The sequence below is a fragment of the Bacillota bacterium genome (assembly GCA_040754675.1).
In the GTDB taxonomy this organism is placed as follows: Bacteria; Bacillota; Limnochordia; order Limnochordales; family Geochordaceae; genus Geochorda.
This window is the reverse complement of sequence record JBFMCJ010000037.1, coordinates 1-15,956: the sequence shown is the minus strand read 5'-3', so window position 1 is coordinate 15,956 and position 15,956 is coordinate 1. Positions and strand designations below refer to the sequence as shown.

Sequence of the window (15,956 nt, the reverse complement as noted above, 5' to 3'; positions counted from 1 at the left end):
CTGCCGCGCTGGGCTGGCACCTGCGCTTCCGGCCGGATGTGAGGGCGGCCGTGGCCCGTGCGGGCGCCGGGGCGGTCCTGGCGGGACTTCTGGTGGCGGCCGCAGGGCTTGCCGATCTGGCCGGGGGTGCGCTCGGGCGCACGCATCTCGCCCGGACCCTGGAGATGGCTCACGCGGTCGGGCCCGACTACGTCGTATCGGTCGCGGCACGCAAGCTCGCTCTCAACTGGCGGCTGCTGCGCTACAGCCTCTACAGCCGTACCATGGTTGTCGCCATGGTGGTGGTGATGGCCGCGTTCTGGGCGCCGGGCGGGGGGCTGCGGCGGGTGCTGGTGGGCCGGCCCAGGCTGCGGGTCGCCATGGAAGCGTCGGCCCTGGGTGCGGCGGCTGCCCTCCTGGCCAACGACTCGGGCGTCACGGCGGCGGCCGGGGCGCTTCTGGGGCCGGCCGCGCTCATCCTGGAACTGGCGCTGGCCTCCGGCTGCGGGCGCGGCGGTTGCGGCGACGACCCGGCCCGGGGAGGCCAGGAGGGGCCGGCGGACCGGCCGGGTGGCCCCGGCAGCTCGAGTGGAGGAGCAGGCAAGTGGAACGAAAGGCGCGATCCCGGGTCCCGCCTGGCCAGCGTGCGGTGAGCACCTGGCCGGTGCTGCACGCCGGCGAAGTGCCGGAGATCGACCTCGCCCGGTGGGAGTTTCGCGTCTTCGGACTCGTGCAAAACCCGCTTCGCTTCACGTGGGCAGAGTTCCAGCGGCTCCCGCGGGTCTCGGTGCCATCGGATATCCACTGCGTGACGCGGTGGAGCCGGCTTGACAACCTCTGGGAGGGCGTGGCGTTTGCAACCATCGCCCAACTCGCGCGCCCGCGTCCAGAGGCCCGCTACGTCATGGTGCACGCCCATCCCAACTTTACCGCCAACATCCCTCTGGACGACCTGATGCGGGACGATGTCCTCCTCGCCGACCACCACGACGGCAAGCCGCTCACGCCCGAGCACGGCTGGCCACTGCGGCTGGTGGTGCCCCACCTCTACTTTTGGAAGAGCGCCAAGTGGGTGAGGGGCGCCGAGTTCATGGCCGAAGACCGCCCGGGCTTCTGGGAACAGCTGGGCTACCACATGCGCGGCGACCCGTGGAAGGAGCAGCGCTACTGGGGCGATTAGACGCGGGTGCGGGGATTGACACGCAGGCGGGCCGCCCGTATGATCGGCTACGGTACAGGGTAGGGTATCAACCTCGAACGGGAGGGGAACCGCTGCCGTGTCTTCTGCCAGCCAGCCCAGGGTCATCGTGTACTCTACCCCAACGTGCCCCTGGTGCAACGCCACGAAGCGGTACTTGAGGGAGCGCCAGATCCGCTTCTACGATGTGGACGTGTCGCGGGACCCGAAGGCGGCGCAGGAGATGGTCCGCAAGTCGGGGCAGCAGGGCGTACCCGTCATCGACATCAACGGCCGCATCGTGGTGGGATTCGACCGGCCGAAGATCGACGCCCTGCTGGGCCTGCGCCGCTAGGGAAACTCATAGGACCACACAGCCGGAGGGGAGAGGTAGCAAGCCATGACCGTCAAGCCGCTGGAGGACCGGGTGCTGGTGCGCCCCATCAAGCCGGAGGAACGCACCAGGGGAGGGATCATCCTGCCTGACACCGCGCAGGAGAAGTCCCAGGAAGGCGAGGTCGTCGCCGTCGGGGACGATGAGACCATCAAGGTGAAGCCGGGCGACCGGGTGCTGTTTGCCAGGTACTCGGGCACCGAGGTGAAGATCGACGGCGTGGATCACCTGATCGTCAACAAGTCCGACATCCTGGCCGTCATCCAGCGCGACGGGGCTGCCTCCTGAAAAGAGTCGGGGCCGGGCGCGCACGACACACAGAACGGAACAGGAAGAGCGAGGCCGCCAGCCCGTACGCACCCGGGCAGGCGGCCTCGCCCCGTCCTGCGGCCCGACAGCGGCCGGCTTCGAACTATGGCGCCGTGTGCGCCAGGGAAGCCGCGTGCAGGGCCTCCAGGTACTTCTCGGCGTCCATGGCTGCCTTGCACCCCGCCGCGGCGGCGGTGACGGCCTGGCGGTACCGGAAGTCGTGCACGTCGCCGGCGCAGAAGACGCCGTCCACGCTGGTGCGGGTCTCGTCGTGCACCACCACGTAGCCCCTGGCGTCGAGTTCGACCTGGCCCCTGAGGAATGACGTGTTGGGCTCGTGGCCGATGGCGACGAAGACGCCGTCGCAGGGTTCGGTGCGGAGCTCTCCCGTCTTAACGTCCCGCAACTCCACCCCCTGGACGTGCGTGTCGCCCTGGATCTCCTCCACGACCGCGTTGTAGATGAACCGGATCTTGGGGTTGGCCTTGGCCCGAGCCTGGAGCACCTTGCTTGCCCGCAGCTGGTCCCGCCGGTGGACGATGACCACCTCGGATGCGAAGCGGGTGAGGAACAGCGCCTCCTCCATGGCGGTGTCCCCGCCGCCGACGACCACGACCTTCTTGCCCTGGAAGAAGTAGCCGTCGCACGTCGCGCAGCTCGACACCCCGTGCCCGCGCAGGCGCGCCTCCGAGGGAAGGTTGAGCCACCGTGCCGACGCGCCCGTGGCGATGATGACCGCCCGGGCTTGATGCGTCTCGTCCCCCACCGTCACCTTGAACGGCCGCGAGGAGAAGTCGACGGCGGTCGCGTCGTCGTCCACGAAGCGCGCCCCGAACCTCTCGGCCTGCCTTCGCATGGCGTCCATCAGCTCGGGGCCCTGGACGCCATCGGGGAAGCCCGGGAAGTTCTCGACTTCCGTGGTGAGCATCAGCTGGCCGCCCGCCTCGCGCCCTGCGACGACCAGCGGCTGCAGATTGGCGCGGGCGGCGTAGATGGCTGCTGTGAGCCCGGCGGGGCCCGAGCCGAGGATGATGAGCTGTTCCATCCGATACCCTGCCCCTCTCCGTATAGGGAGATGACGACGCCTCTTCGAGGCTATTCTAACCGGCCATCGGGCCGGCTCAAGACCCGCGCAGGGCGCTTTCGGCGGGCGAACCGTCCGCGGCTCGGGCCGGCTGGTTGTCCAGCTCGAACGCCTGCAGCCACCGTATCACCCGCCGGGTGATCTGGCTCGGCGTGGACGAACCGGCGGTGACCCCGACCCGCCGTGCCCCCCTCAGCCACTCGGGGTCGATCTGCGTGACGTCCTCGACCAGGTAGGCCGGCTTTCCGGCGCGCTCGACAACCACCTGGACCAGCCTCCCGGAGTTGTTGCTGCGCCGGTCTCCCACCACGATCACCAGGTCTACGCCGGATGCTTCGCGCACCGCCGCCTGCTGGCGAAGTTGCGTGGCCATGCAGATCTCGTTGTAGACTTCAGCGCGGGCCCATCGCGCCTTGATGTGTTCGATGACCTCCTGGGTGTCCCACTGGGAGAGGGTGGTCTGGGTGGTGACTGCGACCGCGCGCCCGTCGGGAACGTCCAGCGCCTCCACCTCGGCCGCCGTCTCGACGAGAACGACCGAGCCCGGGGCCTCGCCCAGCACCCCTTCGGTCTCCGGGTGGCCGCGGCGCCCCACGTAGATGATGAAGTAACCGCGGCGCGCCAGATCCTTGACGAGTTCATGGGTGCGGGTCACGTCCGGGCAGGTGGCGTCCACGCAGTGAAGGCCCCGCTGCCGGGCCTTCTCCCGGACCGCGGGCGAGACGCCGTGGGCTGTGAAGATGACCGTCCCGCCCTCGACCCGATCAAGAAGCGCCAGCCGGTCCGGGCCGTCGAGGGAGCGGATGCCGAGGCTCTCCAGTTCGGCCACGGCGTGGTGGTTGTGAACCAGGAGCCCGAGCACGTAGATCGGGCGGGGCACGGCGGGGTCTTTCGCGACGGCCCTGGCCAGCTTCAGGGCGTCCACGACTCCGTAGCAGTACCCCCTGGGTGAAATCGGTACAACCTCCACGCCGGCGGCTCCCTTCTACGGCTCTCTCCAGGCCCGTGCGGATCTCACCCTCAACAGGATAGCGTACGGCAGAAAAAGAAGCACGCCGTGGCAGGCAAGAGAAGGAAAAGGGGGGCCAGGGGCAGGTGCACCCCGAGTCACAATCGCCTTCGCATTCGGTCTCAGAAGACGCGGGAGCATCGGCTCTCGCCCGGCTATGGCAGGAGGCCGCGCCGGGGGAGCACCTGGACGAAGAGGTGCTCCGGGAGAAGCTGCTGGACGACCCTGACCGGGACCCCGGCCTGTGGCTGGCGGCCCGGCACGGCGGGCGCGTCGTTGGTATAGCGGTGGGCGTCGTCCGCCAGCTCCCGGGGGACGGCGGACCCCTGGGGTATGTCCAGTTCCTTGCAGTTGCCCCGACCTTCCGGCGCCAGAAGGTGGCGACGCGCCTTCTGGACGAGCTGGAACGCCGCCTTTTTGCCAGGGGCGCCCGCCGGATCCGGGTCCTGGGCAGCGCTCCGAGCTACCTGTGGCCCGGGGTGGACGTGCGCTATACGCCGGCACTTTGCCTGTTCGAGCGGCGGGGCTACCGGATTGAAGGATACGAGTTCAACATGAGCGTCGACCTGACGCGCCCCATCCAGGCGTCCGGGGCCGGGCCTCGACGCCACCAACTCGAGCGCCTCGGTGTGCGGGTGCGCAGGCTCGAGCACACCGACGAAACGGCGTTTCGGGCGTGGCTTGAGCAAACGTGGGGCCCGAACTGGACGTACGAGGCCCTCCTGGCGCTGCGCCGCCCGGTCCCAACCGGCTTCGTGGCCGAGCAGGACGGCCGCATCGTGGGTTTCGCCGTTTACGACAGCACGCGGCCCGGCTGGTTCGGGCCCATGGGAGTGGAGGTCGCTTGGCAGGGCAGCGGTGTGGGAATCGAACTTTGCGTGCAGGCCTTCGAGGCCATGGCGGCGCAAGGGTACCGGGCGGCGGAGATCGCCTGGGCCGGGCCCCGCTGCTTTTACGCTCGCAAGCTGGGTGCCGTGATCTCCCGGGTCTTCGCCAGCATGGAACTCAAGGACGGCGCCGGGTAGCCGGAAAACGGCAGGAGCGGCCCGAGCGGCCGGGGAAGTCTCCCGCGGTCTTGAGGGGGGATGCCTGGCGTGGTGGGCCGCGAAGGTATGATTGCGCTGACGAAGACAGACCCGCGGCCCGGCCTGACGCTGACCCGGGTCGCGGTGCCGGAGCCGGGCCCGGGGCAGGTAAGGGCCCGGGTGAAGCTGGCAGGCATCTGCGGCACCGATGGACACATATACGCTTGGGACCGGTGGGCGGCATCTCGTATCCGCCCACCGCTCGTGATCGGGCATGAATGGATGGGCGTGGTCGACGCCGTCGGGCCCGGCGTGCAGGGCATCCGCCCGGGCAACCGGGTCACGGCCGAAATGCACTTCTACTGCGGCGAGTGCCGCCCGTGCCGGACGGGGCAGCCGCACCTGTGTGACAACTTGCGCATAGGGGGCGTCGACACGGACGGGGCCTTTGCGCCGTACGTGGTGGTGCCGGCCCGCAACGTGTGGAAGCTGGACGCCGCCATACCCGACGAGGTGGCGGCCATGATGGACCCCCTGGGCAACGCGGTGCACGCGGCCATGGAGTTCTCGCTGACCGGCGCGACCGTGGCCATCACCGGAGCCGGGCCCATCGGGCTTGCGGCCGTTGCCATAGCCCGGAGGGCGGGCGCGACGGCCGTTTTCGTCACCGAGACCAGCGCGACGCGGCGCCGCCTGGCGCAGCAGCTCGGGGCCGATCTGGTGCTCGACCCGTGCGAGGAGCACCCGGTCGCCCGGGTGCTGGAGGCCACCGGAGGCGAGGGCGTGGACGTGCTCCTGGAGATGGCGGGCCACCCGGAGGCCATCCGCCAGGGGCTGCAAATGGTGCGGCCCGGCGGTTCGGTGGCCCAGCTCGGGCTCCCCTCGGAGCCGGTGCATCTCGACCTGGGCGAGCTGGTGGTGCTGAAGGGGCTGACCGTGCGGGGCATCCACGGGCGCAAGATCTTTCAGACGTGGCACCAGTTGACGGAGCTTCTGCGCGGGGGCCTCGACGTTCGGCCCATCATCACCCACCGCTTTGGGCTGACCGAGTTCGGCCAGGCCTTCGAACTGCTCAAAGAAGCCCAGTGCGGCAAGATCATCCTGGAGATCCCGGAGCCGTGAACGCGGCGCCGGGAGTACGAGGGGCGTGAGATCCATGCCGGACGCTGCCACTTCGGCGCTGGCCTACCTGGAGGAAGAACTGGCGGACCTGCGCTCGCGGGGGCTCTTCCGCTACCCCAGGGTGCTGGACAGCCCGCAGGGAGCCGTGGCGGTCATCGACGGGCGGCGGGTCGTCAACCTCTCTTCCAACAACTATTTGGGCCTTGCCACCCACCCCTATCTGAAAGAGGCGGCGGAAAAGGCGGTGCGGGAGTGGGGGGTGGGTTCGGGGGCGGTGCGGCCCATCGTGGGCACGCTTCGAATGCACGAGGAACTGGAACGGCGCATCGCGGCGTTCAAGAAGACGGAGGCGGCGCTGGTCTTCCAGTCCGGGTTCACGGCGAACGCCGGGACCGTGGCCGCCATTCTGGGCCGGGAGGACGTCATCGTCAGCGACGAACTCAACCACGCCAGCATCATCGACGGCTGCCGGCTCTCCCGCGCGGAGATCCGGATCTTTCCCCACCGGGACGTGCAGGCCATGCGCCGCCTCCTGGAAGAGGTGAAGCCCAAGGCGCGGCGGATCCTGGTGGTGACCGACGGCGTCTTCAGCATGGACGGCGACATCGCCCCGCTGCCCGACATCGTCCGGACGGCCAGGGAGTTCGGCGCCATCGTCATGGTAGACGATGCTCACGCAAGCGGTGTGCTGGGCAACAGCGGCCGCGGGACGGTCGACCACTTCAATCTGCACGGGCAGGTCGACGTCCAGGTCGGCACGCTCTCCAAGGCCATCGGCGTGCTGGGCGGGTACGTGGCGGGCAGCCGCACCCTCATCGACTACCTGATTGTCCGGGCGAGGCCGTACCTCTTTTCCACGTCGCACCCGCCGGCGGTGACGGCGGCGTGCATCGCCGCGTTCGAACTGTTGGAGCGCGAGCCGGAGCGCATCGAGCGGCTCTGGGAAAACACCCGCTACTTCAAAGCCGGGCTAAAGCGCCTGGGGTACGACACCGGCATCAGCGAGACGCCCATCACGCCGGTGATCGTGGGCCAGGAAGAGAAGGCCATGCAGCTTTCCGACGCGCTGTTCGAGCTTGGCGTTTTCGCCCAGGGAATCGTCTATCCGACCGTGCCGAAGGGCAAGGCGCGGGTGCGCACCATCGTGACCGCCGAGCACACGAAAGGGGATCTGGACAGGGCTCTGGACGCTTTCGAGAAGGCCGGGCGGCGGTTGGGTCTGATCGCTGCGTAAAAGAGCCCGCCGCTCGGTCAAACGACGCGGGCAGGCCCCCCGGGGGGAACGTGTCCAGCGCCGCCGGGGAGCCTGCATGCACCGGGCGCCCTGTCCGGCTTGCGATCAGGCAGCGGCCTGTGCCTCTTCCCGCACCGCCTGCTCCAGGATATCCAGGCCCTCGTTGAGCAGGTCCTCCTCGATGGTCAGCGGCGCGAGCATCCGGATGACATTGCCGTAAATGCCCGCCTTGATACAGATGAGCCCGCGCTCGTGGCAGCGGCGCAGGATGCGCGCCGTCTCTTTGCTGGCCGGCTCCTTGGTCTTGCGATCCTTTACCAGTTCGATGGCCATCATGGAGCCGAGTCCCCTGACGTCCCCGACCAGGGAGATGCGCTCCATCATGTGCTCCATCCGCTGCTGGATGAGCTGGCCCAGCTTCTCGGAGCGCTCGGTCAGCCGACGCTGCTCGAACATGTCCAGCACCGCCAGCCCGGCCGCGCACGCCACCGGATTGCCGACGAACGTGCCGCCCACGACCCCCTCGTCCAGCCGGTCGTACAGATCCGCCCGCGCGATGACCCCGGAGAGCGGCAATCCGGCGGCCACCGACTTCCCAATGGTGATGACGTCGGGCTCGATTCCGAAGTGCTGCACGGCGAAGAAGCGGCCGGTCCGGCCGAATCCCGTCTGGATCTCGTCGGCGATGAGCAGGATTTCGTGCCGGGCCGTGAGTTGCCGCATCCGCTGCAGGTATTCGGGCGGCGGCACCACGAAACCGCCCTCGCCCTGGACCGGCTCCACGATGACGGCCGCGACGGCTTCGGGCGCCACCACGGTGGTGAAGGCCCGCTCCACGGCTTGCACGCATGCCATCCCGCACTCCGGGTGCTTCAGGCCGAACGGGCAGCGGTAGCAGTAAGGCGCCGGCACCCGGTACACCTCCGGCACGAACGGGCCGAACCGCTCCTTGTACGGCTTCACCTTGCTGGTGAGGGTCATGGCCATGTAGGTGCGGCCGTGGAACGCGCCCTCCAGCGCGATGATCCCCGCCCGGCCCGTTACGTAGCGGGCGAGCTTGACGGCGTTTTCCACGGCTTCGGCGCCGGAGTTGAAGAACGCCACCTTCTTGGGGCTACTACCCGGAGCGAGGGCCGCCAGGCGCTGGGCAAGCTTCACGTATGACTCGTACGGCACCACCGTGAAGTCGGTGTGCAAGAAACGGGAGGTCTGCTCGGTCACGGCGCTTACGACCTCAGCCGGGGCGTGGCCCACGTTGAGCACTCCGATGCCGCCGGAGAAGTCGATGAAACGGTTGCCGTCGACGTCCTCCACCAGCGCCCCCTGCGCCCGGGCAATCACCGTGGGCACGGCGGGCGCCATCGCGCCGGGTACGTAGCGGCGCATCAGCTCCAGCACTTCCTGCGCCCTGGGGCCAGGGATCGGTGTTTTCATCTGTGCATATTCAGGCACACAGATTCCCCCTTCCCGCGCGAGAAATGACGGGCCGGGAAGGGCCCGGTCATGTGGCGCGGGCGCCTGTCGCCCTTAGATTACGCTGGACGGCCCGCCGTTACCTCTGAGGATAGCGAGGCCAGGCGCCCATCAGGCGACGGGCGGGAGAGCAACGGGCAGCGGCCCTGCGGCGGCGGAAGAGGTGGCATACCCGGCGCCGTACCGGTCGAGCAGGCAGCAGAGGCGCCCGTTTAAAGAACGCGCCACCTCGCTTGCCATCGGCGGCTCGATCATGCGCAGGTACTGTTCCAGGCTGACGGGAATCGCCAGGCGCTTGAGCAAAAGGAAGCCTTCCACGAACGCCTCCCGTTCCACCATCCAGTCAAGCTCCAGCGAGGCGGAACTGAACAGCTTCCGGGCAAGGCGCGGGTGGCGGTCGAAGTGCAGAGCGTGTCCCAGTTCGTGCGCCATGATGGTGACCAGATACGACATGGATTGGGAGCGGAGGTCCGGCATCCAGACCAGGATGGCGCGGCGCCCGGGGTGGTACATCCACTGCTCGGGCGCAGGGCTTTGCTCGAAGGAGATGGAGTACGCCAGCGCCGCCCGGACAAGGCGCTGCAGGAATGGGTTCGGTGGAAACTGCTGGACGATGTCGTCCCCATGATGGCGCATACTGAGAAGTTAACAGTTCTCAACGGGAAAACCCTATGGTAATGCCTGTCCTGCCTGGGCGCTTACTTCCATCCCATCAGGCGCACGGCCAGCACCGAGGCGCCGAACCCCGCGAGGTCTGCCAGGAGCCCTGCCGAAAGCGACCAGCGGGGGTCCCGGATGCCCACCGAACCCAGGTAGACGGTGACGACGTAGAGGGTGGTCTCCGTGCTCCCCTGCATGACCGAGGCGAGCCGCCCCACCAGCGTGTCTGGGCCGTGGGCCTCCAGCAAGTACGCCAGGAGCCCGGAGGCCGCCGAGCCCGAGAGGGGCCGGATGATGGCCATCGGCAGCACTTCGACGGGGATGCCGAGCCACTCGACCACCGGCCTCACCGGAGCCGTCACGAGGGCCATGGCGCCCGAGCGCTGGAAGAGTTCGGTGGCGGCGATCATGGCCACCATGTAAGGCATGATCCGGACGGCCACCATGAAGCCGCTGCGCGCCCCTCGCACGAAGCTCTCGTAGACCGGTACACCCCGCGCCATACCCGTCGCGACGATGGCGGCCACCATGACCGGGACGGCCCAGCGCGCCAGGGCGTCCAGGACGTTCACCAAGGCCCTACCCCTCCCGGCTCTTCAGGCGAAAGTAGGCGTCGGCGGTCAGGGCGACGGTGGTGGAATAAGCGGTCGCAATGAGTGTGGGGATGAGAATGTCCGCCGGCTGGGAGGCGCCCGCGGCCGCCCGCAGAGCGATCACCCCGGTGGGCACCACTGTGACGCTGGAGGTGCACAGCACGAGAAGCGTGCACATCGGAGCCGAGGCCCTGCGGGGGTCAGGGTTGAGGCGCTGAAGCTCTCGCATGGCCTTGAGCCCCAGAGGGGTAGCGGCATTGCCGAGCCCCAGAACGTTCGCGCTCAGGGCCATCAGGACGGCTCCCATGGCAGAGCCGTCAGGCGGAACGGCGGGGAAAAGGCGCCGGGCCAGGGGGAACAGCGCCCGCGCAAGCCAGCGGGTGAGGCCCGCGTCGTCGGCAATGCGGATCAGACCGGTCCAGAGCATGATGGCCCCCGCGAGCCGGACGCCGAGGTTGACGGCCTTCAGGGAACCGTCGGTGAGCGCCTGGGTAACCAGGCCCGGGTCGCCTCGGGCGGCCGCCACGGCGGCCCCCGCCGCGAGCAGCGCGGCCCAGATGTAGTTGATCACGGCCGGGACGGGCCCCCCTTCGCGGCATGAGGATATGACCCCTCCCGCCCGTTCTTGACAGCCAGCCGAGGAAGGCGCTAGCATGAAACCGTGCGACATTGACTGCCTCTCATAAGCGACCCGGGCTCGCGGGAGCGGGGTCGTTTTTTCTTTGCGTGTACCCACTTCCCCGCGTTCTCGCCGTGTACGTCCTGTTCGCTTGCGCCCCGAACGGTCCCGCGCGGATGCGTGAAGAAGGGGAACCCATGGCCAACGAGATGCATCTTCGAGACCGTGCGCTTCGTCCGGGTGGAGCCGCCGCGGCAGCCAGCGAGTCGCCGCTTGCCGTGGAATGCCGCCACGTCACCAAGTACTTTTACGTCCGCCCCGGATCGGATGACGACGACAGGGCGGCCGGCGCTCACACACCGGCGGGGGCGGGCGACGGGGAGCCACCCCCCGCGGACCGAACGCTGTGGGATGCCGTAAAAGGCCGCCTGATCCGCCCTGCGCGGCGGGTCGCCGCCATATCCAACGTGTCGTTTTCGGTGCGGCGCGGCGAGATCTTTGGCATCATCGGCCCGAACGGATCGGGGAAATCCACCCTGGTGCGGCTGCTTTCGACCCTGCTGATTCCCGACCATGGCAGCATTCGGATCTTCGGCCACGATGTCGTGACCGAGCAACTCACCGTGCGCCGGCTCATCAACCGCGTCTCGGTGGAGGCTGCCTTTTTCAAGAAGCTCTCTGCGCTCGAAAACCTCAGCTACGCGGCCCGGCTGTACGACCTCCCGGTCCGGCAGGCGAGGCAGCAGGCGGTGGAGATCCTGAGCCGGCTGGGGCTGCCGCGCTCGAAGCTGAGCGTGCCGCTGGAGGAGCTCTCCCGGGGAATGCAGCAGAAGGTAGCCGTCGCACGCGCGCTGTTCACGTCGCCCGTGCTGCTGCTCCTGGACGAGCCCACGACGGGCCTGGATCCCCGGTCGAAGCGGGAGGTCCAGGCGTTCATCCGGCAATTGCACGAGCAGCACGACGCGACGGTGCTCCTGACCAGCCACGACATGCAGGAGGTCGAGCGGCTCTGCGGCCGCGTCGGCTTCATCAAGGACGGCAAGCTCATCGTGCAGGGCACCGTCGAGGAACTGAAGGCGCTGTTGCCCGGCGGCGTCGGGGACCTGGAGGAACTCTTCTTCCGGCTGACGGGCAGTGAGTGGAAGCCGGAGGACGAGGAGGTGGGATCGCATGAGTAGAGCCGAACTCGCCCGCGAGCTCCGATCCTCGTGGGCCTTCGTCGATCGCAACTTCCACCTCGTTCGCCGGTACGTCGGGTGGGAGATGGTCTTTCTCGTCTATACCATCGTCAACAGCCTCAGCATCGGGCTGATTGGCGTGGGAGCCCCCGGGGTGGATGCGGACCCCCGCCTCGTGCTGTACCTCGTAACGGGTGCGCTTTTGTGGAGCTTCCTGTCAGTGGTCTTCACCGAGATCGGCGGGGCCGTGCAGTGGGAGCGGTGGGAGGGCACCATCGAATACACGTTCATGGCGCCCATCCGGCTCGCCACGTACCTGGCGGGCAACTGCGTGTGGGCCGTTTCGTACGCGACGCTGCGGACGGCGATCCTCCTGGCCGCGGTGGCGGCCTTCTTCCGTCTTGACATGTCGGGGGCCAACCTGGGCGGGGCCGTGCTGGTGCTCGCCGCCGCGGGGCTCTCGTTCATCGGCCTGGGGCTGATGGCCTCCGTGCTGCCGCTTCTCTCCACGGAGAAGGGGGCGCAGGCGACCAACATCTTCCAGGCCGCGCTCCTCCTCGTCTCGGGCGTCTACTACGACGTCTCGGCGCTGCCGGGGTGGCTCCAGCCGGTGGCCTACGTGAGCCCCGGCACCTACACGCTGCGCGCCACCCGGGCGGCGCTGATCGACGGGGCGCCCACCCAGGCGCTGCTGGGTGACGTGGGGATCCTGGTGGCAATGGCCGTGGTGCTGGTGCCGGCGGGCTTCTGCGTCTTCCGGGCGGGGGCGCGCTTTGCCATGCGCCACGGGAGGCTGAAGCGAAGCGGCTGAGGAAGAAGTCAGGCCCGGGGCGGCGCCGCCGCACCCCCACAGGCGACCGCTCCCGGCCGCGCCACCCCCTTGCAAGGGCAGCGGTGGCGTGACTATAATGCCCCCGAAAGGTCAAAAAAGGTCAGACACGCGTCCGGAGCAGGGGGGACCGTAGCCCGTATGGCCTCGCTGGCCGACGAAATCGAACGCCACATCAAGGAACTCTTTGCGCACACGCCGGCGCCGTACGTGGAGATCCGGCGGGTGGAGCTTGCTGATCGGTTCTCCTGCGTGCCGTCGCAGATTAACTACGTGCTCGAAACCCGGTTCACGCCGCAGCACGGGTACGTGGTGGAGAGCCGCCGGGGCGGCGGCGGGTTCATCCGCATCATCCGGCTGGGCGTTCCCGAGGCCGACCGCACCGCCGGCTTGCGTGCGCTGCTCTCCCAGTGCGGGGACGCCGTCTCGGCCAGGAACGCCGAGGCGCTCATCGACCGGCTGCGCGACGCCGGCTTCATCGGCGCCCGGGAAGCCGTGATGTGGCGGGCCGCCATCCGGTCGCAGACCGAATGGGTGGCTCACCCGGTGCTGCGTGACCAGGTGCGGGCGGCGGTCCTGCGGAGCATGCTCATGGTGCGCTTCATGGAGTACTTTGCGTCGGAGGACCTGTGAGGGCCCCCGGCCGGTGGGGAGAAATCGGCGATGATGTGCCAGCGCTGTGGGATTCGGCCTGCGACGTTACACAAGGTGCGCATCGAGAACGGCGTGAAGACCGAGGTGCACCTGTGCGAACAGTGCGCCCGGGAGACGGGGGAGCTGCCCGGGCAGGAGAGCCCGTTCGGCACCACCTTCGAGGAACTGATGAAGTCGTTCTTCGACCTACCGTTCCTGGAGGCGCCGCCGGGCGAGCCGAGCGTGCGCGCCCTGCCCCGGTGTCCCAACTGCGGGCTCACCTGGGCGGACTTCAAGCGGCTCGGGCAGCTGGGGTGCAGCCGGTGCTACGACACGTTCGAGCGGGAGCTGCGCCCCGTGCTGAAGCGACTGCACGGCGCCACGGAGCATACCGGCAAGCGCCCGCGCGAGCGCGGCGAGTCGGTGCGCCGGCGCGAGCTTGCGCGCCTTCGCGAGGAACTTCAGCAGGCCATCGCGGCCGAAGAGTATGAGCGGGCGGCCCAGATCCGGGACCGCATCCACGCGCTGGAGAAGGGGGACGGCGCCCTTTGAGCTTCGAGGACATGGTGCGCCGCCACGTGCGGGGCTGGATCGTGGGCGACGGGCCCGAGGCGGACGTGGTGCTGGGCACGCGGGTGCGCCTGGCACGCAACGTCAGGGACGTCCCGTTCCCCGGCGTGGCCAGCGCCGAGCAGCTCCACACCGTCGTCGACATGGCGCGGCAGGCCATCGCAGGCCTCGACGCCCGGTCGGGCGGGCCGTTGAAGTTCATGCGGATGAGCGAGGTGGCGCCGCTCGAGCGGGAACTGCTGGTGGAGCGCCACCTGATCAGCCCCATGCACACGCAGGACGTGCGGGAAAAGGCGTTCGCCGTCCGGGACGACGAGGCCGTCAGCGTTATGATCAACGAAGAGGACCACCTGCGCATCCAGACGCTGTTCGCCGGTTTTCAACTGGAAGAGGCCCTAAACCTGGCCGACCGGGTCGACGACCGGCTGTCGGAGGTGCTGGAGTACGCCTTCTCGGAGCGGGCAGGCTACCTCACGGCCTGGCCTACCAACGTGGGCACGGGCTTGCGGGCCTCGGTGATGCTCCACCTGCCGGCTCTAGCCATGACCAACCGGCTGCAGCAGGTGCTGGGCGCGGTGGCGCGGTTTGGGGTGGCGGTCCGAGGGCTTTACGGCGAGGGAACGGAATCGATCGGCAATATATTCCAGATTTCAAACCAGGTGAGCCTGGGGCGCAGCGAGGACGAAATTCTCAAGCATCTGGCCAATCTGGCCCGAGAAGTGATCGGGCACGAGCGCTCGTCCCGGCAGCGGATGAGCCAGGACCGGCGGGCGCTCGAGGACAGGGTCTGGCGCTCGTACGGGGTGCTGCGGTATTCTCGGGCCATCACGTCCCAGGAGGCGATGCAGCGCCTTTCCGACGTGAGGCTCGGGATCGACCTGGGCATCATCAAGGGCCTGGATCAGCGGATTTTGAAGGAGCTTCTGGTGTTGATCCGCCCGGCGCACCTGCAGAGCTTCATGGGCCGGGAACTCTCCCCGGCGGAGCGCGACGTGCACCGGGCCGCCATGATTCGAGAACGCATCCGCCTGCAGGAGACACCGCAGGCGTAGCTCGGAAGGAGCGGTGAGAAGAGTATGTTTGGGCGATTCACCGAGCGGGCCCAGCGGGTCGTGGTTTTGTCGCAGGAAGAAGCCCGACGGCTTGGCCACAACGTGGTTGGCACCGAGCACATCCTGCTGGGCCTCATTGCCGAAGGCGAAGGCGTGGCCGCCCGGGCCCTGCAGAGCATGGGCATCAGCCTGGAGCGGGTGAGGGCGGAGGTCGAGAAAGTCATCGGCCGCGGCGAGGGCACGACCACCGGGCAGATTGGCTTCACGCCGCGGGCAAAGCGGGTGCTGGAGCTGGCGTTCGACGAGGCCCGCCAGCTTGGCCATACCTACATCGGCACGGAGCACATCCTCCTGGGGCTCATCCGGGAGGGGGAGGGCGTGGCCGCCCAGGTGCTGCGCAACATGGGCGCCGACCTGGACAAGGTGCGCCGCACCGTGGTGGAGCTTCTCGGCGGCGCGGCGCCGCCCCAGGCCAAGATGGGGCGGGGTCGCAAGACCCCCACGCTCGACCAGTACGGCCGTGACCTGACCGAACTGGCGCGGGAGGGGAAGCTGGACCCCGTCATCGGCCGGGAGAAGGAGATCCAGCGGGTCATCCAGGTGCTGTCGCGGCGCACCAAGAACAACCCGGTGCTCATCGGCGAGCCGGGCGTGGGCAAGACGGCCATCGCCGAGGGCCTGGCCCAGAAGATCGTGGCGGGCGACGTGCCGGAGACGCTGCTCAACAAGCGGGTCGTCACGCTGGACCTGGCGGCGGTGGTGGCGGGCTCCAAGTTCCGGGGCGAGTTCGAGGAACGCCTCAAGAAGGTCATGGACGAGATCCGAAACTCCGGGGACATCATCCTGTTCATCGACGAGCTCCACACCATCATCGGGGCGGGCGCCGCGGCGGGAGCCATCGACGCCTCCAATATCCTCAAGCCGGCCCTTGCCCGGGGCGAGCTGCAGTGCATCGGCGCCACCACGCTGGACGAGTACCGCAAGCACATCGAGAAGGACGCGGCGCTGGAGCGTCG

The 15,956-nt window shown here is 68.7% G+C and carries 19 protein-coding genes; 13 read left to right on the top strand and 6 right to left on the bottom strand.

From position 1 onward, the window contains the following. The 4 genes from AB1609_03915 to AB1609_03900 all read left to right on the top strand — a co-directional run. Positions 1–632 (top strand): hypothetical protein (locus AB1609_03915; GenBank protein ID MEW6045614.1); only part of this gene is annotated, 632 nt, incomplete at its 5' end. Then, positions 629–1,159 (top strand): sulfite oxidase-like oxidoreductase, encoded by a 531-nt coding sequence (locus tag AB1609_03910; GenBank protein ID MEW6045613.1) that lies wholly within the window; start codon positions 629–631, stop codon positions 1,157–1,159. The genes AB1609_03915 and AB1609_03910, both read left to right, overlap by 4 nt. Before the next feature lie 97 nt (positions 1,160–1,256). Further along, entirely contained in the window at positions 1,257–1,511 is a 255-nt protein-coding gene (locus tag AB1609_03905) for a glutaredoxin family protein (protein MEW6045612.1), read from the top strand. A gap of 45 nt (positions 1,512–1,556) precedes the next feature. Next, entirely contained in the window at positions 1,557–1,838 is a 282-nt protein-coding gene (locus tag AB1609_03900; protein MEW6045611.1) for a co-chaperone GroES, read from the top strand. Between the two features lie 124 nt (positions 1,839–1,962). Here the strand turns inward: AB1609_03900 and trxB are convergent, their stop codons facing one another. Together trxB and AB1609_03890 are read right to left on the bottom strand one after the other, a co-directional pair. Further along, positions 1,963–2,904 carry a thioredoxin-disulfide reductase gene (trxB, locus tag AB1609_03895; protein MEW6045610.1) on the bottom strand — a complete coding sequence of 314 codons (942 nt, stop codon included), beginning with the start codon at positions 2,902–2,904 and terminating at the stop codon, positions 1,963–1,965. 76 nt (positions 2,905–2,980) lie between these two features. Beyond that, the gene (locus AB1609_03890) at positions 2,981–3,913 is read right to left on the bottom strand and encodes a 4-hydroxy-3-methylbut-2-enyl diphosphate reductase (GenBank protein ID MEW6045609.1); all 933 of its coding nucleotides are present in this window, start codon (positions 3,911–3,913) and stop codon (positions 2,981–2,983) included. 125 nt (positions 3,914–4,038) lie between these two features. On the opposite strand from AB1609_03890, the gene AB1609_03885 reads away from it, so the two are divergent. From AB1609_03885 to AB1609_03875, 3 genes are all read left to right on the top strand, one after another. Next, positions 4,039–4,977 (top strand): GNAT family N-acetyltransferase, encoded by a 939-nt coding sequence (locus AB1609_03885; protein ID MEW6045608.1) that lies wholly within the window; start codon positions 4,039–4,041, stop codon positions 4,975–4,977. A 72-nt stretch (positions 4,978–5,049) separates the two neighbouring features. Further along, positions 5,050–6,099, top strand: a complete 1,050-nt coding sequence (gene tdh / locus AB1609_03880) for an L-threonine 3-dehydrogenase (protein MEW6045607.1) — start codon at positions 5,050–5,052, stop codon at positions 6,097–6,099. Positions 6,100–6,133: 34 nt separating this feature from the next. Continuing rightward, positions 6,134–7,333, top strand: coding sequence for a glycine C-acetyltransferase (locus tag AB1609_03875; GenBank protein ID MEW6045606.1), 1,200 nt, complete (start codon positions 6,134–6,136; stop codon positions 7,331–7,333). A 105-nt stretch (positions 7,334–7,438) separates the two neighbouring features. Here the strand turns inward: AB1609_03875 and gabT are convergent, their stop codons facing one another. The 4 genes from gabT to AB1609_03855 all read right to left on the bottom strand — a co-directional run bounded on the left by gabT (position 7,439) and on the right by AB1609_03855 (position 10,630). Beyond that, positions 7,439–8,785 (bottom strand): 4-aminobutyrate--2-oxoglutarate transaminase, encoded by a 1,347-nt coding sequence (gene gabT, locus AB1609_03870; GenBank protein ID MEW6045605.1) that lies wholly within the window; start codon positions 8,783–8,785, stop codon positions 7,439–7,441. A gap of 132 nt (positions 8,786–8,917) precedes the next feature. After that, a complete protein-coding gene (locus AB1609_03865) occupies positions 8,918–9,442 on the bottom strand; it encodes a hypothetical protein (protein MEW6045604.1) in 525 nt (174 codons plus the stop codon). A gap of 62 nt (positions 9,443–9,504) precedes the next feature. Next, positions 9,505–10,038: a nucleoside recognition domain-containing protein gene (locus tag AB1609_03860; protein ID MEW6045603.1), complete on the bottom strand. Its 534-nt coding sequence runs from the start codon at positions 10,036–10,038 to the stop codon at positions 9,505–9,507. Between the two features lie 7 nt (positions 10,039–10,045). Beyond that, complete coding sequence (locus tag AB1609_03855) at positions 10,046–10,630, bottom strand: nucleoside recognition domain-containing protein (protein ID MEW6045602.1); 585 nt, start codon at positions 10,628–10,630, stop codon at positions 10,046–10,048. 245 nt (positions 10,631–10,875) lie between these two features. Between AB1609_03855 and AB1609_03850 the strand changes: the two genes are divergently transcribed. The 6 genes from AB1609_03850 to AB1609_03825 all read left to right on the top strand — a co-directional run. Next, positions 10,876–11,856, top strand: coding sequence for an ABC transporter ATP-binding protein (locus AB1609_03850; protein ID MEW6045601.1), 981 nt, complete (start codon positions 10,876–10,878; stop codon positions 11,854–11,856). Further along, positions 11,849–12,667: an ABC transporter permease gene (locus AB1609_03845; GenBank protein ID MEW6045600.1), complete on the top strand. Its 819-nt coding sequence runs from the start codon at positions 11,849–11,851 to the stop codon at positions 12,665–12,667. Before AB1609_03850 ends, AB1609_03845 begins: the two co-directional genes overlap by 8 nt. Positions 12,668–12,826: 159 nt before the next feature. Then, positions 12,827–13,318 (top strand): CtsR family transcriptional regulator, encoded by a 492-nt coding sequence (locus AB1609_03840; protein ID MEW6045599.1) that lies wholly within the window; start codon positions 12,827–12,829, stop codon positions 13,316–13,318. Between the two features lie 30 nt (positions 13,319–13,348). Next, positions 13,349–13,870: a UvrB/UvrC motif-containing protein gene (locus AB1609_03835; GenBank protein MEW6045598.1), complete on the top strand. Its 522-nt coding sequence runs from the start codon at positions 13,349–13,351 to the stop codon at positions 13,868–13,870. Continuing rightward, on the top strand, positions 13,867–14,940 hold the full coding sequence (locus AB1609_03830; protein MEW6045597.1) for a protein arginine kinase: 1,074 nt from the start codon (positions 13,867–13,869) through the stop codon (positions 14,938–14,940). Before AB1609_03835 ends, AB1609_03830 begins: the two co-directional genes overlap by 4 nt. A 24-nt stretch (positions 14,941–14,964) precedes the next feature. Continuing rightward, positions 14,965–15,956: Clp protease N-terminal domain-containing protein (locus AB1609_03825; protein ID MEW6045596.1), on the top strand; the 992-nt coding region annotated here is incomplete at its 3' end.